The organism is Streptomyces sp. G7(2002), assembly GCF_028870195.1.
Taxonomy (GTDB): domain Bacteria; phylum Actinomycetota; class Actinomycetes; order Streptomycetales; family Streptomycetaceae; genus Streptomyces; species Streptomyces nigrescens.
Window position 1 is genome coordinate 2,519,193 of the sequence record NZ_CP102609.1, and the last position, 21,262, is coordinate 2,540,454.

Annotated in this window: 20 protein-coding genes; 4 read left to right on the plus strand and 16 right to left on the minus strand. The window is 72.5% G+C overall.

Annotated elements, in window-relative coordinates; translation table 11 throughout:
- Window positions 1–13: 13 nt before the first annotated feature.
- Window positions 14–991, minus strand: a complete 978-nt coding sequence (locus tag NUT86_RS10210; protein ID WP_159490196.1) for a hypothetical protein — start codon at window positions 989–991, stop codon at window positions 14–16.
- Complete coding sequence (locus NUT86_RS10215; RefSeq protein WP_274734753.1) at window positions 988–2,247, minus strand: glycosyltransferase family 4 protein; 1,260 nt, start codon at window positions 2,245–2,247, stop codon at window positions 988–990. Before NUT86_RS10215 ends, NUT86_RS10210 begins: the two co-directional genes overlap by 4 nt.
- A 353-nt stretch (window positions 2,248–2,600) precedes the next feature.
- Here NUT86_RS10215 and NUT86_RS10220 point away from each other — a divergent pair, with 353 nt between their 5' ends.
- Window positions 2,601–3,395 carry a phytanoyl-CoA dioxygenase family protein gene (locus NUT86_RS10220; RefSeq protein ID WP_018087933.1) on the plus strand — a complete coding sequence of 265 codons (795 nt, stop codon included), beginning with the start codon at window positions 2,601–2,603 and terminating at the stop codon, window positions 3,393–3,395.
- Window positions 3,396–3,401: 6 nt separating this feature from the next.
- On the opposite strand, the gene NUT86_RS10225 is transcribed toward NUT86_RS10220, so the two are convergent.
- The gene (locus NUT86_RS10225; RefSeq protein WP_159490200.1) at window positions 3,402–3,968 is read right to left on the minus strand and encodes a LysM peptidoglycan-binding domain-containing protein; all 567 of its coding nucleotides are present in this window, start codon (window positions 3,966–3,968) and stop codon (window positions 3,402–3,404) included.
- A gap of 284 nt (window positions 3,969–4,252) precedes the next feature.
- Between NUT86_RS10225 and NUT86_RS10230 the strand changes: the two genes are divergently transcribed.
- Window positions 4,253–5,062: a hypothetical protein gene (locus tag NUT86_RS10230; RefSeq protein WP_018087935.1), complete on the plus strand. Its 810-nt coding sequence runs from the start codon at window positions 4,253–4,255 to the stop codon at window positions 5,060–5,062.
- A 172-nt stretch (window positions 5,063–5,234) separates the two neighbouring features.
- On the plus strand, window positions 5,235–5,507 hold the full coding sequence (locus NUT86_RS10235; RefSeq protein ID WP_018087936.1) for a hypothetical protein: 273 nt from the start codon (window positions 5,235–5,237) through the stop codon (window positions 5,505–5,507).
- A 27-nt stretch (window positions 5,508–5,534) separates the two neighbouring features.
- Here NUT86_RS10235 and der read toward each other — a convergent pair whose 3' ends face one another.
- The 5 genes from der to aroH form a co-directional block, all read right to left on the minus strand.
- Window positions 5,535–6,995: a ribosome biogenesis GTPase Der gene (der, locus tag NUT86_RS10240; protein WP_018087937.1), complete on the minus strand. Its 1,461-nt coding sequence runs from the start codon at window positions 6,993–6,995 to the stop codon at window positions 5,535–5,537.
- A 69-nt stretch (window positions 6,996–7,064) separates the two neighbouring features.
- Window positions 7,065–7,721 carry a lysophospholipid acyltransferase family protein gene (locus tag NUT86_RS10245; RefSeq protein WP_018087938.1) on the minus strand — a complete coding sequence of 219 codons (657 nt, stop codon included), beginning with the start codon at window positions 7,719–7,721 and terminating at the stop codon, window positions 7,065–7,067.
- Window positions 7,718–8,452, minus strand: coding sequence for a (d)CMP kinase (gene cmk, locus NUT86_RS10250; RefSeq protein ID WP_018087939.1), 735 nt, complete (start codon window positions 8,450–8,452; stop codon window positions 7,718–7,720). The genes NUT86_RS10245 and cmk overlap by 4 nt, the downstream gene beginning before the upstream one ends.
- Window positions 8,453–8,538: 86 nt before the next feature.
- A complete protein-coding gene (locus NUT86_RS10255) occupies window positions 8,539–9,624 on the minus strand; it encodes a prephenate dehydrogenase (RefSeq protein ID WP_018087940.1) in 1,086 nt (361 codons plus the stop codon).
- Window positions 9,621–9,983, minus strand: a complete 363-nt coding sequence (aroH, locus tag NUT86_RS10260; RefSeq protein WP_274734754.1) for a chorismate mutase — start codon at window positions 9,981–9,983, stop codon at window positions 9,621–9,623. The genes NUT86_RS10255 and aroH overlap by 4 nt, the downstream gene beginning before the upstream one ends.
- A gap of 235 nt (window positions 9,984–10,218) precedes the next feature.
- Here aroH and NUT86_RS10265 point away from each other — a divergent pair, with 235 nt between their 5' ends.
- The gene (locus NUT86_RS10265) at window positions 10,219–10,944 is read left to right on the plus strand and encodes a nucleotidyltransferase domain-containing protein (protein WP_159490204.1); all 726 of its coding nucleotides are present in this window, start codon (window positions 10,219–10,221) and stop codon (window positions 10,942–10,944) included.
- Between the two features lie 542 nt (window positions 10,945–11,486).
- On the opposite strand, the gene NUT86_RS10270 is transcribed toward NUT86_RS10265, so the two are convergent.
- The 8 genes from NUT86_RS10270 to NUT86_RS10305 all read right to left on the minus strand — a co-directional run bounded on the left by NUT86_RS10270 (window position 11,487) and on the right by NUT86_RS10305 (window position 21,219).
- Complete coding sequence (locus NUT86_RS10270) at window positions 11,487–12,632, minus strand: pseudouridine synthase (RefSeq protein ID WP_018087943.1); 1,146 nt, start codon at window positions 12,630–12,632, stop codon at window positions 11,487–11,489.
- Window positions 12,632–13,330: an SMC-Scp complex subunit ScpB gene (gene scpB, locus NUT86_RS10275; RefSeq protein WP_018087944.1), complete on the minus strand. Its 699-nt coding sequence runs from the start codon at window positions 13,328–13,330 to the stop codon at window positions 12,632–12,634. Before scpB ends, NUT86_RS10270 begins: the two co-directional genes overlap by 1 nt.
- The gene (locus tag NUT86_RS10280; protein WP_159490206.1) at window positions 13,327–14,616 is read right to left on the minus strand and encodes a segregation and condensation protein A; all 1,290 of its coding nucleotides are present in this window, start codon (window positions 14,614–14,616) and stop codon (window positions 13,327–13,329) included. Before NUT86_RS10280 ends, scpB begins: the two co-directional genes overlap by 4 nt.
- Window positions 14,617–14,837: 221 nt before the next feature.
- On the minus strand, window positions 14,838–15,503 hold the full coding sequence (locus NUT86_RS10285) for a hypothetical protein (protein ID WP_229838456.1): 666 nt from the start codon (window positions 15,501–15,503) through the stop codon (window positions 14,838–14,840).
- The gene (locus NUT86_RS10290) at window positions 15,488–16,504 is read right to left on the minus strand and encodes a ParA family protein (RefSeq protein WP_018087947.1); all 1,017 of its coding nucleotides are present in this window, start codon (window positions 16,502–16,504) and stop codon (window positions 15,488–15,490) included. Before NUT86_RS10290 ends, NUT86_RS10285 begins: the two co-directional genes overlap by 16 nt.
- 489 nt (window positions 16,505–16,993) lie before the next feature.
- Window positions 16,994–18,109: an alanine dehydrogenase gene (gene ald, locus NUT86_RS10295; RefSeq protein WP_026169333.1), complete on the minus strand. Its 1,116-nt coding sequence runs from the start codon at window positions 18,107–18,109 to the stop codon at window positions 16,994–16,996.
- Between the two features lie 168 nt (window positions 18,110–18,277).
- On the minus strand, window positions 18,278–20,422 hold the full coding sequence (locus NUT86_RS10300) for a tetratricopeptide repeat protein (RefSeq protein WP_159490208.1): 2,145 nt from the start codon (window positions 20,420–20,422) through the stop codon (window positions 18,278–18,280).
- A 170-nt stretch (window positions 20,423–20,592) separates the two neighbouring features.
- The gene (locus NUT86_RS10305; protein ID WP_018087950.1) at window positions 20,593–21,219 is read right to left on the minus strand and encodes an NUDIX domain-containing protein; all 627 of its coding nucleotides are present in this window, start codon (window positions 21,217–21,219) and stop codon (window positions 20,593–20,595) included.
- Between the last annotated feature and the right edge of the window lie 43 nt (window positions 21,220–21,262).

Consider the following 21,262-nt stretch of genomic DNA (forward strand, 5'->3'; position numbering starts at 1 on the left):
GGCCTGCGCCCCGTCAGCTCTCGGCCGGCCCGGCGACCCGTAGGGCCAGGTCGTTGTCGAGCGTGTAATACGGGCCGACCCTGAGCTCTCCCGCGGCGGCCGGCACCGGCAGTGCCGGGTAGCTGAACACCTGCTTCTTGTCGGCGACATCGTCCAGGAGGCGGGCGATACGCACCGGCCGGGCGCCCTCGGCGGGGCGCAGCCACAGGTCCCACGGCTCGTTGCCCCGCTCCCAGCGGCCGGCCAGCTCCTCATAGGGCAGCGTGAAGGTGAACTCGGCGCCCTCGACGGTCAGCGGGACGGTGACGGGGTCCGGTGCCGCGTCCGGGGACGCCGGGGTACGGCGCACACGGGCCTCCACACGGGCTCCGGCGGCCGGGACGGCACCGTAGAGCCGGCCGGAGACCGTCATGCCGTCGGGCTCGACGAGGATGTCTCCGGCCTCGGCGTGCGGACCGCGCAGCCAGCTGCGCAGGGCGAGATTGCCGAACTTCGTCGCGTACGGGATGCGCACACCGAGCCGGCCGATACCGGCCAGCGGCCGGCGGTCCACCAGCGACCGCAGATCACTGACACCGGGCAGCAGACGCCGGGGGTCCCCGCCGTCACCGAGGTCGGCGTAGGCGTTCCAGCGGCCCTCGGCGAGCGCGACGGTGCTGGGCAGGACGGCGCGCAGCCGCCCGGCACCGTTCGGCCCGAGCGGCAGCCGTACCTCGTCGTCCGCGCCGTCGCCGCCGCGCAGCCGCAGCACCAGCGCCGCGCTCCAGGTGGTGTGGAGGTCCTCAGGGGCATTCAGATCGAAGGTGAGGCCGCCCGCGGAGTCCGCGATGCAGTCGGCCCGCAGCTCCACCGGAGCCGCTTCGCCGCCCCGCTCACCCGGCCGCTCGGGTCTCTCGGGTCCCGAACTCGCCGGAACCATGGGTTCCTGATCGATGGCGGAGGACTCCTTCGTCTCGTGTCCGGTCACGGCCAACTGGCTCGACGCCGTCATACCGTCCGCACCCCTCTCATCGCGGCGCGGGCCGCATCCTTGGTGGCGTATGCGCCGCTGAGCAGGGCTCCGCGGGCGCGATGCAGGCTGCTGTGCCATCGGCTGTCGCGCCTGCGGGCGAGCAGCTCCCCGAAGAGCGCCTCGTAGCGTCCGGCGACCATGGCGGGGTCGAAGCGTGCCGACGAGGCCAGCGCGGCCTCGCCCATCCGCTTGCGGGCGGCATCGTCGTTGATCAGGGTCAGCAGCGAACCGGCCAGTGCCTCCGGATTGCCGACCGGCACCAGTTTGCCGTCCACCCCGTCGTCGATGATCTCCCCCGGCCCGTGCGGGCAGTTGGTGGCGACGACCGGCAGACCACAGCGCATGGCCTCGACGATGGTCATCCCGAAGGACTCCAGGCTGGAGGAGACCGCGGCGATCGAGCCCTTGGCCCACTCGGGCTCCAGGGGGTTGGCCGGGCCCATCAGGAAGACGTGGTTGTACAGGCCGAGTTCGTCGATCAGGGCGCGCAGCGTGGCCTTCTCGGCGCCGCCGCCGTATATCCGCAGCCGCCAGTCGGGGCGCTCCGCCGCGACCTGGGCGAAGGCGCGTATGAGGACGTCATAGCGCTTGACGCGGGCGAGCCGGCCCGCCGCGACGACCCACTTGCCGCTGCCGTCGGCGGGCGGAAGAGCGGGCGCCGGCACGCTGTTGGGCACCGCCTCGACGCGCACACCGGGCAGCCGAAGCGTCCGGCGGTAGGCGCGGGCGTCGGCCTCGGTGACGGTGGTGACGGCGTCGAGGCGCGGATAGGCGCAGCGCAGCGCCAGCTTGAGCGCCTGGCTGTGGGTGTCCAGGGTGAGGTGCTCCTGGCCTATCCGCACCGGGCCGCGGCGCGCCTGCTTGGCGATGTGCACATTGAGGCCGGGCCGGGTGCCGACCACCACGTCCGCCTCCGTCCGGCGCAGATGCTGGGCGATCCGGCGGTCGGTGAGCTCGCTGTACTGGCCGAAGCGGCCCTCGGCGGCGGGGAAGACCTTGGCGGGACGGGCATGCGCGGGATCCGCGCCGTCGTGGTCCGGGCTGCTCTCCCTGAGGTCCACGAGATGCCGCAGCGCGACACCGGGGCCCAGGTCGAAGACCGGGTCGTCGCGGTGGCGCAGTACGGACACGATCTCGACGTCATGCCGTTCGGCGAGCATACGGGCCAGATTGAACGTCGTCCGGATCGTCCCCCCGATACCGTAGGCATTGTGAATCAGGAATGAGATGTGCATCCGTCCCCGTGTCCCCTGGTCTGCCGGTCCTGCTTCCCCCGGGACCACTTCGCGCTCCCCTCCTGATGGCGCGAGGCGGCCCCCTGCTCTAGGGAAGGACCGCGAATCGGGGTTCCCGGTTGGGCCTATCGCCAACTTGTTCCGAAAGAGTTAGTTCATCGGTAAGCGGGTCATGGAACCCTTAGGCCGCAAATCCCCTCCGCCCCCCGGTGGATCCGGGACCCGGACGCCGCGCAGGACGCCCATGGGGCCCGGGACAGCCCGCCGGACGGCCTCGCCTGCTTCCGCCCCGGTGGCCGTGCACCCCGGAAATTCGCTGGCCCGCCTCCCTGCCCCGGTGTCACGGTGGGCCAATGGATGAAGCAACACTCGATGACACCGCCCTCTCCTCGTTCGTGGAGAAGGGTTTTCTCCGTGTGGAGGGCGCGTTCTCGCCGGAGGTCGCGGCGGAGTGCCGCGAGATCATGTGGCGGGACATACCGGGTGAGCCCGGCGATCCGGCGACGTGGAAGGACCCCGTGGTGCGGCTCGGCTTCTACGGGCAGGAGCCGTTCCGGGCCGCCGCCAACGCGCCCCGGCTGCACACCGCGTTCGACGCCCTCGCCGGAAAGGGGCGCTGGGCGCCGCGCGGCGATCTCGGCACGTTCCCGGTGCGGTTCGGCAGCGACGACGAACCGGGCGACGACGGCTGGCACATCGACGCGAGTTTTCCGGGGGACGACCCCGCCGACTTCCTGTCCTACCGGGTGAACGCCGCGTCCAGGGGCCGCTGGCTGCTGATGCTGTTCCTGATGTCCGACGTGGGGGACGACGACGCGCCCACCCGGATCCGCGTCGGATCCCATCTGGACGTCGCCGCGCTCCTCGGACCCGAGGGCGAGGCCGGGCTGCCCTTCATGGAACTCGCCGGGCGCGCCGTGCCCGCCACCGAGCACCGGCCGCTCGCCCTGGCCACCGGCCGCGCCGGTGACGTCTACCTCTGCCACCCCTTCCTCGTGCACGCCGCGCAGCCCCACCGGGGCACCGAACCTCGCTTCATGGCGCAGCCGCCGCTGCACACCAGGCCGGGCGAGGACCCGAGGATCGAACGGCCCGACGGTAACTACTCACCGGTGGAGGTCGCGATCCGCCGGGGTCTCGGATACTGACGCGGCCTAGGGAAGCCGCAGCTCGGTACCGATCGACAGCCGGTCCGGGTTGCGGCCGATGGCCGTCCGGTTGGCCTTGTAGAGCGCCCGCCAGCCGCCCTGCACCCGGTACTTGCGCGCGATCGTGCCGAGCGTCTCCCCGCTCCGTACGACATGGGTCCGGCTCTTGGCGGTCAGCCCGTAGCGCCGGGCGCACTCGGGCCAGGCGCCCCACCCCTGGGCCGCCTGGACCTTCTTCGCGATCTCGATCTGTTCGTCACGGGAGGCGAGGTCGGCCCGCCGCGCGAAGGCGAGGCCGCCGAAGTCCTCCCAGGTGGGCTGGTGGAACTGCAGGCCGCCGTAGAAGGAGTTACCGGTGTTGATGTGCCAGTCACCGCTGCTCTCGCACTCGGCGAGGCAGCCCCATGGCCACTGGTCGCCGGCGCAGGTGTACGGGGCCCTGCCGCCGCCCCCGCCGCCGTCCCCGTCGGCGGCGGCGCCCCCGGGCAGGCCCAGGACCAGGGCAGCGGCCGCTGCGGTGAGCAGCCCGACGGATCCCACGAGGCGCCGTGGCGCCGAAGAGTTGTCCGACATAGCCGGTGACGGTAAGCAGCCCTTGGGCGCCGACCAGCGTGCCACGCCCTCGGCGCCCCGCTCCCACCCGGTCCGGCGTACGGAACGCCGCCGACTGCGCCAAGTTATGCGCAAGAGTTGGCGTTAAGTGACCGCTTCTGGGACAGCTTTCCGCGCTTTTCCGCTGTGCGGCGATTGGTTCGATTCTGTTCCCGTCCTCGCGTGACTCCTGCCGCAGGTCACCCGTTGTCCTTGTACGAGCCGGGAGACCACCCGGCAGACGCACAGAGATCGAGGAGCCACCCGTGCCGCGCATGCTCGACGTCAGCGACGACGTTCGCGCCGAGATCGGCGACGAAGAAGCCGACCGCCTGCTGGCCGGTGGCGACGCCCCCGGCAGCTATGACTGCACCTCCTGCCGGACCCCCGGGGACAGCGACCAGGAGCGCACCAGCACCGTCCTGTTCGTGGGCGAGGAGACCGCGGTGCTCGCGTTCGCCCATGCCACCTGCATCCCCTCGCAGGTCGTCCCGGTGTCGGAGGAGCAGCTCCAGGGAGCCGTGCGCTCCATCACCGGAGAGGACGCCGCCCCCCGCACCCCCGGATCGGTGCCGTCCCCGGCCGCCCCGGTCCCCACCACCCCCCGCCAGGCGACCCTCGGGATCACCTGCGGTCTGGTGCTCATCGAGGCCGACCTGCGCCCGGCCCTGGTGGTCGAGCCCGACGGCCCGATCGCCCGCCCCGGCTCGGTCGGCCCGGACGACGACTTCCTTCCGCTGCTCCTGGAGCAGGGCTTCCACCCGGTGACGGACATGAACCAGCTCCCCGGCCCGAACCCGGGCTGGTCCGCGCTGCTGGCCATGGGCAAGCTGCACGCCGTCCTGCAGCCGGGCAACTCCGGCCAGCAGTCCGCCTGGTGGCAGGCCCACCAGCCGCTGGCGGTCTCCGACGGCTGGCGCGCCGCGGCCAACAAGGCGCAGTCCGTGCTGCTGTACGCCGCGCCCGCGGGCACCATCGGCCACCAGCCACGCGAGGACCTGATGCGGCAGGCGCTGGAGGACGCCGCGGCGAAGGGCGCCCTGGTCGCCGCGGAGATTCCGCTGGCCGGCACCTGACAGTCCCTCGGACCCGATCGCGGGGGCAGGACCGCCAATCCGGACGGTCATGCCCCCGCGATCAGCCATTTCCACCGGAAAGCCGCATCCCGCGGCCATCGGGGTCGTTGGCACATACGTGCACGCATACGACCCCTCTTCCCGCGCCCCGTACACCCACCCGATCCCCGGCATGCGCCCGTCGCACGAACACGGAACGGACCATGGGTCGGCCACGCCGATCTACGACGCGCTGTACGCCGAGTACCGCCGCAGCTTCCGGGCCCTGCCCGGGGACCGTACGGACGAGCCGGAGATCTCGGAGGCGCTGCGCGGGAACTGGAGCCGTACCCCGGGCTCCGCGGGCCACTGGGAGGTCGTGAGCCGGCAGCCCTACCACCCCCGGGGGCATGTCCCGGCGGCGCTGCCACCGGCACAGCGGGACGCCCGGCCGCACGGACGCTGATCCGTCCGCACGGCCCGGGAACCGCCGCTACTTCTTCTTGCTGCGCTTCTCGCGCACCCGCACGGAGATGTGGATCGGGGTGCCGTCGAAGCTGAACTCCTCCCGCAGCCGCCGCTCGATGAAGCGGCGGTAGCCGGCCTCCAGGAAGCCGGAGGCGAAGAGGACGAAGCGCGGCGGCTTGGTGCCCGCCTGGGTGCCGAAGAGGATGCGGGGCTGCTTGCCGCCGCGGATCGGGTGCGGGTGGGAGGCGACGATCTCACCGAGGAAGGCGTTCAGCCGCCCGGTGGGGATACGGGTCTCCCAGCCGGCCAGCGCGGTCTCGATCGCCGGGACCAGCTTCTCCATGTGCCGGCCGGTGCGCGCGGAGACGTTCACCCGCATCGCCCAGGGGATCTGCACGAGGTCCCGCTCGATCTCGCGCTCCAGGTAGAAGCGGCGCTCCTCGTCGAGGGTGTCCCACTTGTTGTAGGCGATGACCAGGGCGCGTCCGGCCTCCACGGCCATCGTGATGATGCGCTGGTCCTGGACGCTGATGGACTCGGACGCGTCGATCAGGACGACGGCGACCTCGGCCTTCTCGACGGCCGCCGCGGTGCGCAGCGAGGCGTAGTAGTCGGCGCCTTCCTGGAGGTGCACCCGGCGGCGGATACCGGCGGTGTCCACGAACTTCCAGGTCTTGCCGCCCAGTTCGATCATCTCGTCGACCGGGTCGCGGGTGGTGCCGGCGATCTCGTTGACGACCACCCGCTCCTCGCCGGCGACCTTGTTCAGCAGCGACGACTTGCCGACGTTCGGACGGCCGATCAGCGCGATCCGGCGGGGGCCGCCGAGGGCCGTGCCGAAGGTCTGCGCGGGGGCCTCGGGCAGCGCGTCCAGCGCGGCGTCGAGCATGTCGCCGGTGCCCCGGCCGTGCAGCGCGGAGACCGGGTGCGGCTCGCCGAGGCCCAGCGACCACAGCATGGCGGCGTCGGCCTCGCCCGACGGGCCGTCGACCTTGTTGGCGACCAGGACGACGGGCTTGCCGGCGCGGCGCAGCAGCTTGACCACGGCCTCGTCGGTATCGGTCGCGCCGACCTTGGCGTCGACGACGAAGACGACCGCGTCCGCGGCCTCGATGGCGAACTCGGCCTGCATCGCGACGGAGGCGTCGATGCCGAGGACGTCCTGCTCCCAGCCGCCGGTGTCGACGACCTTGAAGCGGCGGCCGTTCCAGTCGGCCTCGTACGTGACGCGGTCGCGGGTGACGCCCGGCTTGTCCTCGACGACCGCTTCCCGGCGGCCGATGATGCGGTTCACCAGGGTCGACTTGCCGACATTGGGGCGGCCGATGACGGCGAGGACGGGCAGCGGGCCGTGGCCGGCCGCGGCGATGTCACCCTCGACCTCCTCGAGATCGAAGCCCTCCTCCGCGGCGAGCTCCATGAACTCCGCGTACTCGGCGTCGCCAAGCGCACCGTGCTCGTCGCCGGTAGGGATCTGGTCGTTCATGAAGTCCGTTCCTCGTTCATCATCGTGATCGGTGGGCCGCTCGTCCGCGGCCCACTACTCAAGTCTGGTTCAGCGCCCGGTCAGGCGCCTGGCCTCTTCCAGGTGGGCGGTCAGCCGCTCCTGGATCCGTACGGTCGCCTCGTCGAGCGCCTTACGGGTGCGCCGGCCGCTTCCGTCGCCCGCCTCGAAGGCGTCGCCGAAGACGACATCGACGCGGGACCGCAGCGGCGGCACGGCCGGGGTCAGCCGGCTCTGCCGCTCCTTGCTGCCGAGCACCGCCACCGGCACGACCGGGGCCCCGGAGCGCACCGCGAAGTACGCCAGCCCGGCCCGCAGGGAGGCGAAGTCGCCCTCGCCGCGGGTGCCTTCCGGGAAGATCCCCAGCACTCCGCCCTGCGCCAGCACCCCGAGGGCGTCGGTGATCGCCTTGCGGTCGGCGGTGTTACGGTCCACCTTCAGCTGCCCGATGCCCCGCAGGAACGGGTCCAGCGGGCCGACGAAGGCTTCCTTCTTGATCAGGAAGTGCACCGGCCGCGGCGCGGTGCCCATCAGCATCGGGCCGTCGAGGCCGTGCGCATGGTTGACGGCGAGGATCACCGGGCCGGCGGACGGCACCCGCCAGGCGCCCAGCACCCGCGGCCGCCACAGCCCGTACATCAGGCCGATGCCGATCCGGCGGCCGACCGCGGCACCCGCCGCGCTCGGCGCCCTGCCGCTGTCGGTCACCGGGCGGCCCGCCCTGCCTTTTCGGCGCCGGCGCCCTCGATGAGGGTGACCACGCACTCGATGACCTGGTCCAGCGTCAGCTCGGTGGTGTCCACCTCGACGGCGTCGTCCGCCTTGGCCAGCGGGGAGGTCTTCCGGCCGGAGTCGGCGGCGTCACGCTTGACCAGCGCCTCGCGGGTGGCGGCCAGGTCGGCGGCCTCCTTGCCCTTGAGCTCGCCGCTGCGGCGGGCCGCCCGCGCCTCGGGGGAGGCGGTGAGGAAGACCTTGAGGTCGGCGTCGGGCAGGACGGTGATGCCGATGTCCCGGCCCTCGACGACGATGCCGTTCGGCGCCTCGGCGGCGATGCTGCGCTGCAGGTCGGTGATCAGGGTCCGTACCTCGGGGACGGCGCTGACCGCGCTGACCGCGGCGGTGACCTCCTGGGTGCGGATCGGGCCCGCGGCGTCCAGGCCGTCGACGGTGATGGTCGGGGCGGCCGGGTCGGTGCCGGAGACGATCACGGGCTTGGCGGCGGCGTCGGCCACCGCGGTCGCGTCCTTGACGTCGATCCCGTTGGTCAGCATCCACCAGGTGATCGCACGGTACTGGGCGCCGGTGTCGAGGTAGCCGAGGCCTAGCTTGGCGGCGACGGCCTTGGACGTGCTGGACTTGCCCGTGCCTGCGGGGCCGTCGATGGCGACAATCACTGCTGCCGGGGCGGTCCGAGCGGCGGTTTCCACGGTGACGAACACCTTTCTTGTACACGGGGCGGGGGTCCAAGGGCCATAAGGGCCTCGGACAAGGTTACTGGCTCACCCGCACGGTGCCGTCCACGGTGTCACTGCCGGATCGACCAGCCCCGCTCCCGCAGCTCCGCGGTCAGCCCCGGCACCGCCTGCGGCTCGACCATGAGCTGGATGAAGCCCGCCTGCTGGCCGGTGGCGTGCTCGATGCGGACGTCCTCGATATTGACCCCGGCCCGGCCGGCGTCGGCGAAGATCCGGGCCAGCTCACCGGGCTGGTCACCGATGTGGACGGCGACGATCTCGTACGTGGCCGGGGCGGCGCCGTGCTTGCCGGGCACCCGCTCCCGGCCGGCGTTGCCGCGGCGGAGCACGTCCTCGATCCCGCTGACGCCGCCGCCGCGCTTCTCGTCGTCGGCGGACTCCAGGGCGCGCAGGGACCGTACGGTCTCGTCCAGGTCGGCCGCGATCTCGGCCAGGACATCGGCGACCGGGCCCGGATTCGCGGACAGGATGTCGATCCACATCGCGGGATCGGAGGCCGCGATCCGCGTCACATCCCGGATGCCCTGGCCGCAGAGGCGTACGGCGGTCTCGTCGGCGCCCTTGAGGCGGGCGGCGACGAGGCTGGAGAGCAGCTGCGGGGTGTGCGAGACGAGGGCGACGGCGCGGTCGTGTGCGTCCGCGTCCATCACCACCGGGACGGCGCGGCACAGCGCGACCAGCTCCAGGGCGAGGTTGAGCACCTCGGTGTCTCCGTCGCGGGTCGGGGTGAGCACCCAGGGACGGCCCTCAAAGAGGTCGGCGGTGGCGGCCAGCGGGCCGGAGCGCTCCTTGCCCGCCATCGGGTGGGTGCCGAGGTAGCCGGACAGATCGCGGCCCATCGCCTCCAGCTCGCGGCGCGGGCCGCCCTTGACGCTGGCGACGTCGATGTAGGCACGGGCCACACGGCGCCGCATCGCATCCGCCAGCGCCGTCGCCACATGGGCCGGCGGCACGGCCACGATGGCCAGATCGACCGGTCCCGGGGGCGCCTCTGCGGTGCCCGCGCCGAGCGCGGCGGCCGTCAGGGCCTGGGCCTGGTCGTGGTCCTCCAGGTACACCTGGACGCCCCGCGCGTTGAGGGCGAGCGCGGCCGAGGTGCCGATCAGGCCCGTTCCGATGACGAGTGCGGTCCTCACTGCGCGATGTCCTTCCGCAGCGCCCCGGCCGCGCCGAGGTAGACATGGGCGATCCCGGCCTTGGACAGATCGGTCTCGACATGGGCGAGCACCCGCACCACGCGCTCCATGGCGCCGGCGATCTCCAGCTCCTGGGCGCAGATCAGCGGGACGTCCGTGATGCCCAGGGCGCGCGCGGCGGCGGCCGGGAAGTCGCTGTGCAGATCGGAGGTGGCGGTGAACCACACACTGATCAGGTCGTCCGCGCGCAGGTCGTTGCGCTCGAGGATGGCGGTGAGCAGCTCGCCGACCTGCTCCTGCATGTGCCCCGCGTCGTCCCGCTCCAGCTGGACGGCCCCGCGGACCGCTCGTACCGCCACGTCACTGCTCCCCTTGCGTTATGTGCCGCGTCACGCACCTGTGCGCGCACTGATCAGCGTAACCAGCCGCACGGACAATCCGTACGGCGGCGGGAGGCCCGACGGGCGCGGGCGCGGCTCTCCGCGCCCCCCGCTGCCGCCCGTGCACCGACAGTGGCCAGGCCCCCGGCCGGCCGGCAACCGCCCCTCCGAAACCTGATGACATTCCCCCTCCCCGCCAGCGACAATCGCCGCCATGTCCGAAGCCGCCGCAGGTCACTCCCTGGTCACCGAGCACACCGTCTACGCCTGTGTGATGGGCTCGCGTGCCTTCGGTCTGGCCACGGAGACCAGTGACACCGACCGCCGCGGGGTGTTCCTCGCCCCCACCCGGCTCTTCTGGGGCTTCGAGAAGCCGCCGACCCATGTGGACGGGCCGCGCGAGGAGGAGTTCTCCTGGGAGCTGGAGCGCTTCTGCCAGCTGGCCCTGCGCGCCAACCCCACCGTCCTGGAATGCCTGCACTCCCCCCTCGTCGAGCGGATCGACGCCACCGGCCGGGAGCTGCTCGCCCTGCGCGAGGCGTTCCTGTCCAGACAGGTCCACCGCACGTTCGCGGGCTACGCCGGCAGCCAGCTGAAGCAGCTGCGCGCCGACGTACGGCAGCGCGGCGCACCCCGCTGGAAGCACGCCATGCATCTGCTGCGCCTGCTGGCCTCCTCCCGCGATCTGCTCCGCACGGGTGTGCTCACGCTGGACGTCGGCCAAAACCGGGAGGACCTGCTCGCGGTCCGCCGCGGCGAGGTCCCCTGGGCCACGGTGGAGCGCCGGATGGCGCGCCTGTCCGAAGAGGCCGAGGCGGCGGTCTCCGGCTCCCCCTTGCCGCCCGAGCCGGACCGGGCCCGGGTGGCGGACTTCTTGTTCCGCGCGAGGCGCGCGTCCGCGCTTGGCTCGCCTCCCACGTTTTCGGCTGTCCCGCCGTAGTGGCTTCTCGCCGTTGCGGGTCCGCTGCGCGGGGCTTGGGCGCGGGTGATGTTTGCGAGTTCCCCGCCATGGCGACTCCGCTGCGCGGGGCTTGGGCGCGGGTGATGCTTGCGGGTTCCCCGCCGTGGCGCCTGCGGCGGGCCGGGTCCGCTGCGCGGGGCTGTCGGGGTGCGGTGACGGACCTCCGCGGGTGGGTGTCCGGACTGCTTCGCTTTACGTCCGGACACCCACCCGCTCCGGCCCGTCCCCTCCCGTGGGGGGTGGGAAAAGCCTTGGTGGGGGTGCCCGCCGGTGGTCCGGTGCTCCTCGCGAATCAGGAGTGAATCGTCCTACGGACGCCCGCCCCCACGGGGCCGGTGTGTGGGACGTAAAGCGAAGCAGTCCCACACACCGGCCCCGGAGGCCCGTCACCGCACCCGACACCCACCCGCCCGCCGCAGGCGCAACGGCGAGGCACTCGCAAGCGTCACCCGAGCCCACGCCCCGCGCAGCGGACCCGCAACGGCGAGAAGCCACTACGGCGGGAAAGCCGAAAACGTGGGCTACAGCTCAACCTCGCGCATCAGCATGCCGACCTCCGTGTTCGTCATCCGGCGGAGCCAGCCCGACTTCTGGTCGCCGAGGGCGATCGGGCCGAAGCTCGTGCGGACGAGCTTGTCGACCGGGAAGCCGGCCTCGGAGAGCATCCGGCGCACGATGTGCTTGCGGCCTTCGTGGAGCGTGACCTCGACGAGGTAGTTCTTGCCGGTGTTCTCCACGACCCGGAAGTGGTCGGCGCGGGCGTACCCGTCCTCCAGCTGGATGCCGTCCTTGAGCTGCTTGCCCAGGTCACGCGGGAGCGGACCCTGGATCGCGGCCAGGTAGGTCTTCTTGACGCCGTAGCGCGGGTGCGTCAGGCGGTGTGCCAGCTCACCGTGGTTGGTGAGCAGGATGATGCCCTCGGTCTCGGTGTCCAGCCGGCCGACGTGGAACAGCCGCGTCTCACGGTTGGTGACGTAGTCGCCCAGGCACTGGCGGCCGTCGGGGTCCTCCATCGTGGAGACGACACCGGCCGGCTTGTTCAGCGCGAAGAAGAGGTACGACTGGGTGGCGACCGTCAGGCCGTCGACCTTGATCTCGTCCTTCTCCGGGTCGACCCGGACGCCCTGCTCCATGACGATCTGGCCGTTGACCTCGACCCGGGCCTGGTCGATCAGCTCCTCGCAGGCCCGCCGCGAGCCCATACCGGCCCTGGCCAGCACCTTCTGCAGCCGCTCGCCCTCCTGGTCGCCGAAGGTCTTGGGGGTCTTGACCTGCGGCTTGTTGTGGCGGGCGCGGTTGCGCTCCTCGACCTGGGCGTCGTACTCACGGGGCCGGGCGGGCGCCTGGCCGCGGCCGCGCTGCGGGCCGCCCTTGGGACCGCCCTTCGCACCGGGGCCGGACTTGGCGCCGGTCCGCGGACCGCCCTTGGCGCCGCCACGGGCCGCCGCGCCCCGGCTGCCGCCGCTCTTCGGACCGCCGCTCTTGGGGCCGCCGCCCTTGGACCCGCCGCGCTCGTCCTTGCCGCCCGGGCCACCGGTTCCGCCGACGTCGTAGCGACGCTCCTCGGGACGGGGACGGCCGGCGCGCTGCTGCTTCTCGTCCCTCTGGTTGCCCGCGCCGCGGTAGTTGCCCCGCCCGCTGTCGTTGTTCCTGCCGCTGCTTCGCATCAATGATCCGTCTGAGAGTCGCCGCTGTCGTCTACGTCGAACGACGGGATACCTTCCGGGGAGTCGCCCTCGACCGCGTCCGCCTCCGGGAGGAACGGTGCGAGCTCAGGGAGCTCGTCCAGGCCGCGCAGGCCCATCCGCTCCAGAAAGTAATTCGTCGTCCTGTACAGGATCGCACCTGTTTCAGGTTCCGTCCCCGCCTCCTCCACCAGGCCGCGCTGGAGGAGCGTGCGCATCACACCGTCACAGTTCACGCCGCGTACGGCCGAGACACGGGAACGGCTGACCGGCTGACGGTACGCGACCACGGCCAGAGTCTCCAATGCGGCCTGGGTGAGCCGGGCCTGCTGCCCGTCCAGGACGAAGCTCTCCACCGCATCCGCGTACGCGGCACGGGAGTAGAAGCGCCAGCCACCGGCCACCAGGCGCAGATCGAAACCGCGCCCCTGGCGGGTGTAGTCGTCGGACAGCTCACGCAGCGCCAGCGCGACCGCGCGGCGGGGCCGCTGCAGCACTCTGGCCAGGTGTTCCTCGGTCGCGGGCTCGTCGACGACCATGAGGACGGCCTCCAGCGCGGGCTTCAGCTCCAGCTCGGCGACGACCGGTGTCCCGGCCGGCACACCGGGCCGCTCTCCCGGGGTGCCGCCCGCACCGGTCTCCGTGATGTCGTACGCCTCGCCACCGGCCCCGCCGCTCATGCCCGCTCCTCTCCTGCTCGCTCCGTCCGCTCCGCCTCGGCGGCGCGCTCCCCCGGTTCCTGGTCGAACTCGTCGGTGACCATCGGCTCGGCCCCTTCCGTGCCCGTCCAGCGGACCGTCAGCGCCCCCAGGGCCTCGTCCTGGTCCAGGACGACCACCCGCTCCCGGTAGAGCTCCAGCAGGGCCAGGAAGCGCGCCACGACGGTGAGGGTGTCCGGTGCGTCCGCACACAGCTCCTGGAAGCCGCACTCACCCGCCTCCCGCAGCCGCGCCATCACCACCTCGGCCTGCTCCCGCACGCTCACCAGCGGCGCGTGGATGTGGTCGACATAGACCTGCGGCCGTGCCTTGGGCTGCATCGCCTTCACCGCGAGCTTGGCGAAGCCCTCCGCCCCTGTGCTGATGACGACTTCGGGCAGCAGCTCGGCGAGCTGCGGCTCCAGGCCGACCGTACGGGGGTGGCAGCGGGCCTCGTCCGCCAGCCTGCCGCTGAAGATGTCCGCGATCCGCTTGTAGGCGCGGTACTGCAGCAGCCGGGCGAAGAGCAGATCTCGGGCCTCCAGGAGGGCGAGGTCCGCCTCGTCCTCCACTTCGGCCGCGGGCAGCAGCCGGGCCGCCTTCAGATCCAGCAGCGTCGCCGCGACGACCAGGAACTCCGTGGTCTGGTCCAGGTCCCAGTCCGGCCCCATGGCACGGATGTGCGCCATGAACTCGTCGGTCACCTTCGACAGCGCGACCTCGGTGACGTCCAGCTTGTGCTTCGAGATCAACTGCAGCAGAAGATCGAAGGGCCCCTCGAAGTTGTCCAGCCGGAGGGTGAAACGGCCGTCGCCGTTCTCGGGGGGAGCCTCGGCGGGATCGGCATCGGGGGCAGCGGCGGGGTCTTCCCCGGCGATGGCCGCCTCCGGTGCACCGGCAGCCTCCGGCACCTCGGCGACCGCGGACTCGTCCGGCACCCCGGTGACCACAGACCCGTCCGACGCCTCGTTGGCCGACGACCCGTCCGGTGTCCCGGACTCCCGCGACGCCGCGCCCCCGCCCGCCTGCCCGGGCACATCGTGCACCACAGGCTCATCGGACGCCGCGGGCCCGTCCGGCACCACGGGCTCCTCAGGCGCCGCAGGTCCCTCGGACACCTCGCGCCCGCCCGGCACCCCGGGCTCGTCCGGCACCCCGGGCTCGTCCCGCACCCCGGGCCCACCCGGCCCCACCGGGCCCGCGCCCGGCCCCCGGCCGAGGGGTCTGCGGGCGCGGGGCGCAGGGGTTTCGTCGTTGGTCGTCGGCATCGCGGTCCATGGTGCTGCGGTCCCGTGCCGGGGGCGACGGGCTGGTTGCGGGCGGGACACCCCGCCGAGGAGGCAGGCTATCCCGGCCCGCCCGGCGTGACGTTTCCGCACCGCGGCGGCCACCGCAGGAATTCTCGGCCGTTACCGGGGAGCGGCCACGACGGCGGTCCCCGACGGTGCCGGATCCGCCGCGCCCCGCGCAGGACCCCGGCAAACGGGCCTCAGCGGCCCCGCAGCCGCCGTACCAGGATGCTGGCGTCGCCCCGCGACTCCAGGTCGGCGAGGACGACGGCGACCGCCTCGCGGACGATCCGTCCGCGGTCGACGGCGAGGCCGTGTTCGCCGCGCAGCACCAGCCGCGCATGTTCGAGGTCCATGAGCTCCTCGGCGGAGACATAGACGGTGATCTTCTCGTCGTGCCGTTCCCGGCCGCTGGGACGGCGGTTGGCGCCGCGGGAGCCACCGCGACGGCGGCCCTGGCCACCGGCCTGCACGGCCGCGGCGGCCGGGTCGGAAGCGGCCTGGCCGCCCTTGCCCGCCTGGGTCCGGTGGCCCTTGGCGGTGTCGCCGTCCGTCTCCCGGCCGCTGTGCTCTGCCGGGGGGCCGAGGGCGGGCACCCGGGGCGGGGTGGCCGGTCCGCCGTCACCGGCCGTCGCCGCCGGGGTGTCCGAGCCGCCGGCCCCGGGCCGACGCTGCCGTACCGCGGTGGCCGCCTCCGGCCCGTCCGCCGCCGGATCGGGCTCACCGGCCGGTGCGGGCACCCGGGGCGCCTCGCCGTTGGCCGTGGAGCCGTTAGCCGGGCGACGGGGGCTGGAGGGCTGCAGCCCCACTCCCCCGGTGGTACGGAACAGTTCGTCGGCTCCCGGCAGACTCACTCGGCGTGACACCGGGCGAGCACCTCCCTGGCGAGCTGACGATAGGCGGCGGCACCGACGGAGTTGGAGGCGTACGTGGTGATCGGCTCACCCGCGACGGTGGTCTCCGGGAAGCGGACCGTACGGCCGATGACGGTGTGGTAGACGTGGTCGTCGAAGGCCTCGACGACACGTGCCAGGACCTCACGGCTGTGCACGGTGCGGGAGTCGTACATCGTCGCCAGGATGCCGTCCAGCTCCAGCTCGGGGTTGAGCCGCTCCTGGACCTTCTCGATCGTCTCCGTGAGCAGCGCGACACCGCGCAGCGCGAAGAACTCGCACTCCAGCGGCACGATGACCTTGTGAGCCGCCGTCAGGGCGTTGACGGTGAGCAGGCCGAGGGAGGGCTGGCAGTCGATGACGATGTAGTCGTAGTCGGCCAGCAGCGGCTTCAGGGCGCGCTGCAGGGTCGACTCGCGCGCGACCTCGCTGACCAACTGCACCTCTGCCGCTGACAAATCGATATTGCTGGGCAGCAGGTCCATGTTGGGGACCGCGGTCTTCAGCAGCACCTCGTCGGCCGACATGCCCCGCTCCATGAGCAGGTTGTAGACCGTCAGGTCGAGCTCCATCGGGTTGACGCCGAGTCCGACCGACAGGGCGCCCTGCGGGTCGAAGTCGACGAGCAGCACCCGTCGTCCGTATTCGGCGAGCGCGGCGCCCAGGTTGATGGTCGAGGTCGTCTTGCCGACCCCGCCCTTCTGGTTGCACATCGCGATGATTTTGGCGGGGCCGTGGTCCGACAACGGTCCCGGGATGGGGAAATAAGGGAGCGGGCGTCCGGTCGGGCCGACGCGTTCGCGGCGCTGGCGCGCGGCGTCCGGCGCGAGCGTCGCGGCGTATTCGGGGTCCGGCTCGTACTCCGCGTCCGGATCGTAGAAGTGCCCCTCGGGCAGGTCGTCGTAGTCGGCGAGACGGGCGGGTTCTCCACTGCCCCGGTCGCCGGCCATGGCGTTCACGTGATGGCCGTCCATGCTCTGGTGGGCTGTCGTGGAAATGCTCTGATGGGCTGCGTAGGTATGGACCGCAACGGAGCCGACAGCCTCGCGCCCCGAGGGACCGTGGTCCCGTGCAACCACTCCTGGTTGTCCACCTCCGGGAGTAAATGTCGACTCATTCACAAGTCGTCTTACCTCCTTGGACGTGACCAGGAAACTTTATCGATAGGTCAGCGTGGCACCATGCCGACGGTTGGCGACTCTATGGCGTGTCGGGCGTCCGCAGCAACACAATCCACCGGACCCGGCACGATGTGTCGGTAACCGGACCCCCCGATGTCAAGGGCGCAAGCGGTATCGGACCGATGTTTCAGGGGTGCGCGAATCGGTTAAAGGGTTACGTTCACGGCGAGTTGAGTGCCGGCGGCGCGAAGTACGGCACTCCGGGGGTCGCACACGCAACCGGCCGGGCCTTGTCGACAAGGCCCGGCCGGTTGTGCGGCGTTGACGCGCGTCGTTGACGTCTCAGCCGAGGAGGGTGCGCAGTTCGACGTGCTCCAGGCCGTGCGCCTCGGCGACCGGACCGTAGACGACCTTGCCGTCGTGCGTGTTCAGGCCCTTGGCCAGGGCCGGGTCACGGCGCAGCGCCTCGACCCAGCCGCGGTTCGCCAGCTCCACGATGTAGGGCAGCGTGGCGTTGGTGAGCGCGTGGGTGGAGGTGTTCGGCACCGCGCCGGGCATGTTGGCGACGCAGTAGAAGACCGAGTTGTGGACCGGGAAGGTCGGCTCGGCGTGCGTGGTGGCACGGGAGTCCTCGAAGCAGCCGCCCTGGTCGATCGCGATGTCGACAAGAACACTTCCGGGCTTCATCTTGGCGACGAGCTCGTTGGTGACCAGCTTGGGGGCCTTGGCACCGGGGATCAGGACGGCACCGACGACGAGGTCGGCCTCGACGACGGCCTTCTCCAGCTCGTAGGCGTTGGAGACGATCGTCTGCACCTTGGTGCCGAAGATCTTGTCGGCCTCGCGGAGCTTGTTGATGTCCTTGTCGAGCAGGGTGACGTGGAAGCCGAGGCCCACGGCGATCTGCAGCGCGTTCCAGCCGGAGACGCCACCGCCGATGATGACGGCCTTGCCCGCGTGGACACCGGGGACGCCGCCGGGCAGCACACCGCGGCCACCGGCCTGACGCATCAGGTGGTAGGCGCCGACCTGCGGGGCGATACGGCCCGCGACCTCGGACATCGGGGCGAGCAGCGGCAGCTGGCGGCCGGCCGTCTCGACGGTCTCGTAGGCGATGGCGGTGGTGCCGGACTCCAGCAGCGCGTCCGTGCACTCCTTGGAGGCGGCCAGGTGCAGGTAGGTGAAGAGCGTCTGGTCCTTGCGGAGGCGGTGGTACTCCTCCGCAATCGGCTCCTTGACCTTCAGCAGCAGGTCAGCGGTGCCCCAGACCTCATCGGCGGTGTCCAGGATGCTGGCACCGGCGGAGACGTACTCCTCATTCGTGATGGACGAACCGAGACCGGCGTCCTTCTCGATGAAGACCTGGTGGCCGTGGCGGACGAGTTCGTTTACTCCGGCGGGCGTGATGGCCACGCGGAACTCGTTGTTCTTGACCTCGCGGGGGATGCCGACCTTCACGTCGATCACGGTCCTTGAAAGAGAGGGTGCAGGAGGAATTATCCCCTCATGCGCTGCATGACGGAACTGACCGCGCCGAACGCGGCCCAGCCAGTCTATTGAAGGAGCTCTTCTTGTCTAGCCTTGCAAAGCATTAAATCTTGCGAGAAGCACTACCGATTTCGTAGGTCACTCGCTGTGATCTCCAAGGAGTCGCTCTCCGACGGCCCGATGGAGCCCCGCCGCCGCTGGATCGCCGAGCCGGTCGAGGGTGTCCGCGATCCGTAGTTGCAGGGCCGCCTCCAGTCGTCCGTCACCCGCTCTGCGGGCGATGTCCAGGGCTTCGAGACAGGTCCGCAGCGCGTCCTCGGGCCGCCCCGCGTACTCCTGCACCCGGGCCACCTCACCGGTCGCCCGCGCCTGTCCGGCCACCTCGCCGAGCCTGCGGTAGGTCCCGACGGCCGCCCGCCACGCCTTGAGCGCCTCGCTCCACCGGCCCGTGTGAGCGAGCGCACTGCCGATCCGGCCGTGCAGCCGCGCCGCGTCCCCGCTCTCCCCCCGGGCGAGCCGCAGCTCCAGCGCCCGGCCGTACCAGTCGGCGGCCCGCTGCCAGTCGCCCAGCTCGGTGTACGTACCGCCCAGCGACTCCAGCGCCCGGCCGGTGGCCACCGGGTCCTTCACCGAGCGTGCCGCCTCCAGCGCGCCCCGGTAGCGGGTGAGCGCCTGGGCGGTCCGTCCCGCCTGGCCGTCGAGATCCCCGAGGTTCAGGAGGGCGGCGGCCCGCTCCCGTGGCAGCCCGCGCCGCTCGGCGACCCGCAGGACGAGCCCGTGCAGCGCGTAGAGGTCCGGCGCGGCGGCCTCGGCGCCCTGGTGTGCCAGCAGCGTCCGGGTCAGCGCGGCCATCAACCGCCGGTCCAGCGTGTCGAGTTCACCGTCCGCGACGGCGATCCTGGCGGCGTCGAGCAGGGCACCGCGCCGGCTGTGCAGCCAGTGCGCGGCGGCCTCCCGGGAGCCGAAGCGCAGCGGGCGCGGCAGCCCCGCGGTCTTCTGCCGGGCGGGGGAATCGGCCGGCTCTCCCATCGCCCGGCAGGACTGCAGCAGCCGCACGGTCCGCTCCAGCATCCGGGCGCGGGCCAGCTGGACGTCGGCCGGGCGCTCGTGTTCCGTCAGCAGTTCACGTGCCAGGGGGTGGAGGCAGCCGGGCAGGCGGTACGGGGGATACAGCGCGGCGTCGGGGGCACGGGCGCCGGGGACCTCGTCGTCCTCGGCTGCGGCCGGCCGCAGCAGGCCGAGCGCGACGAACTCGCCGAGTGTCGTGACGGCCGTCGCCACCGAGCAGCCGGCCAGCGCGGAGGCGATGTGCGCGTCCACCAGACCGCCCGGCGCCAGGGTGATCAGCCGCAATATCCGGGCGGCGGGCGGCGGCAGCGCGTCGTAGGCGAGGCGGAAGGCGCGGAACAGCGGCCGGGCGCCGGTGGGCAGGTCCGGCGGCAGCGGGACGGCGTGCAGCGCCTGGCACAGATCGGCGACCGAGGACATCGGGCGGGCGGAGAGCCAGGCACCGGCCAGCACCAGTGCGGCCGGCTGGCCGCCGCACTCCTCCACGACGCCGTCGGCGGTCCGCGGGTCGACGGTGATCCGGGTCGGCCCGGCGTACCGGGCGAGGACCGCGACCCCGGCCGCGCTGTCCAGACCGCCCAGGGCGCACGGCCGGACGTCCGGAATGCCGGTCAGCGGCCCCTGCGCGACCACCACGACCAGGCAGTCCGGGGCGTCCGGCAGCAGCGGTTCGACCTGGTCGGCGCCCGGGGCGTCGTCCAGGAAGAGCAGGGCCCGGCGCCCGGTGAGCTCCTCGCGCAGCCGCTCGGCCAGCTCGTCCTCGGGGGCACCCGCCGGGGCGCCGGCGCCGAGCGCGGCCAGCAGCTCACGTGCGGTGCGGCCGGTGTCGGCCGGTTCGCCGTCCGGCCCGGTCAGGGTGGCCCGCAGCACCCCGTCGGGATGGTCGCCGGCCAGCTCCTTCAGCAGCTCCTCGGCCAGGGCCGTACGGCCGGAACCGGGGCGGCCGGCGATCAGCAGCACCCGGCTGCGGGCGCCCTTGCGGCCGGAGAGGGTGTCCAGACCGGCGCGGGCGATATCGGCGTGCAGCGCCTTGAGCTCGCGGCGCCGGCCGGCGAATTGCCCGGTGGAAGGGGCAGCGGCGGTCGCGGGAACGGTGGGGCGGGCGGCGGCACCGTCCTGGCGGGGCGCCGCGGCCCGCGGCCCGGGCGCTGTCGTGGCCGACGCTTCCGCCGCCTCCGACGGGAGGTGCCCCCCGCCCACCGCCTGGTCCGTCACCGGCTCACGCTCCCGTCCACCTGCGCGTACGAATCCGCCGCTGGGGCGGACGCTGCCGAGCGTAGTTCACGGCGTGTCACGTGCCGTGCAGCGCGGGGCGGTTGAGTCACCCGATCGGATCGGCGGATCGTCCGACCGGCTCGTGGTACGGCGGTGGCGGGCCCGGCGGGTCAGGCCTCGAAGGGGCGGGCCGGCCACGGGGCGTCGGCCGGGCGCAGTGCGTCCAGGCCCGCGCCGGCCTGGGCCGCGGTGAGCGCCAGCACGCCCACGACGAGGCAGTTGTTGTGCAGCTCACCGGCGAGTACGCCACGGACCAGCTCGTCCTGCGGCACCCGCGCCAGCTCCATGTCGGCCTCCTCCTCGGAGACCTCGAAGCGCTCGCCCTCGGCCTCGGACAGATCACGGGCGAGGAAGATCCGCACGGCCTCGTCGCAGCCGCCGGGCGTGGTGTAGACGTCGGTCAGCACCCGCCAGTCCTCGGCCTTGACGTGCGCCTCCTCGTACAGCTCGCGCTGCGCCGCGTGCAGCGGGTTCTCACCGGGGATGTCGAGCAGTCCGGCGGGGATCTCCCACAGCCGCTGCCGTACGGGGTGGCGGTACTGGCGCAGCACCAGCACCCGGCCCTCGCCGTCGAGGGCGAGGACGGCCACGGAACCGGGGTGGACCTGGTAGTCGCGGGTGACGGTGGTGCCGTCCGGCATGACGACCTCGTCGGTGCGCACGCTGGTCTTGTTCCCGGTGAACGGCGTCGTGGTCGCGGTGACCGTCCACTCCTCCGGGGTGTCCTTGATCGCCATGGCGCGTCCTCCTGTGTGTGCCTGTGCCAAACGCAGAAACCGG

What these genes read in the sequence shown, in the direction of transcription:
- NUT86_RS10210 (WP_159490196.1), bottom strand. Translation starts at nt 991, where the DNA reads ATGACGGCGTCGAGCCAGTTGGCCGTGACCGGACACGAGACGAAGGAG.
- NUT86_RS10215 (WP_274734753.1), bottom strand. Translation starts at nt 2,247, where the DNA reads ATGCACATCTCATTCCTGATTCACAATGCCTACGGTATCGGGGGGACG.
- NUT86_RS10220 (WP_018087933.1), top strand. Translation starts at nt 2,601, where the DNA reads ATGGATGAAGCAACACTCGATGACACCGCCCTCTCCTCGTTCGTGGAG.
- NUT86_RS10225 (WP_159490200.1), bottom strand. Translation starts at nt 3,968, where the DNA reads ATGTCGGACAACTCTTCGGCGCCACGGCGCCTCGTGGGATCCGTCGGG.
- NUT86_RS10235 (WP_018087936.1), top strand. Translation starts at nt 5,235, where the DNA reads ATGCGCCCGTCGCACGAACACGGAACGGACCATGGGTCGGCCACGCCG.
- der (WP_018087937.1), bottom strand. Translation starts at nt 6,995, where the DNA reads ATGAACGACCAGATCCCTACCGGCGACGAGCACGGTGCGCTTGGCGAC.
- NUT86_RS10265 (WP_159490204.1), top strand. Translation starts at nt 10,219, where the DNA reads ATGTCCGAAGCCGCCGCAGGTCACTCCCTGGTCACCGAGCACACCGTC.
- NUT86_RS10270 (WP_018087943.1), bottom strand. Translation starts at nt 12,632, where the DNA reads ATGCGAAGCAGCGGCAGGAACAACGACAGCGGGCGGGGCAACTACCGC.
- scpB (WP_018087944.1), bottom strand. Translation starts at nt 13,330, where the DNA reads ATGAGCGGCGGGGCCGGTGGCGAGGCGTACGACATCACGGAGACCGGT.
- NUT86_RS10280 (WP_159490206.1), bottom strand. Translation starts at nt 14,616, where the DNA reads ATGCCGACGACCAACGACGAAACCCCTGCGCCCCGCGCCCGCAGACCC.
- NUT86_RS10290 (WP_018087947.1), bottom strand. Translation starts at nt 16,504, where the DNA reads ATGGACGGCCATCACGTGAACGCCATGGCCGGCGACCGGGGCAGTGGA.
- NUT86_RS10305 (WP_018087950.1), bottom strand. Translation starts at nt 21,219, where the DNA reads ATGGCGATCAAGGACACCCCGGAGGAGTGGACGGTCACCGCGACCACG.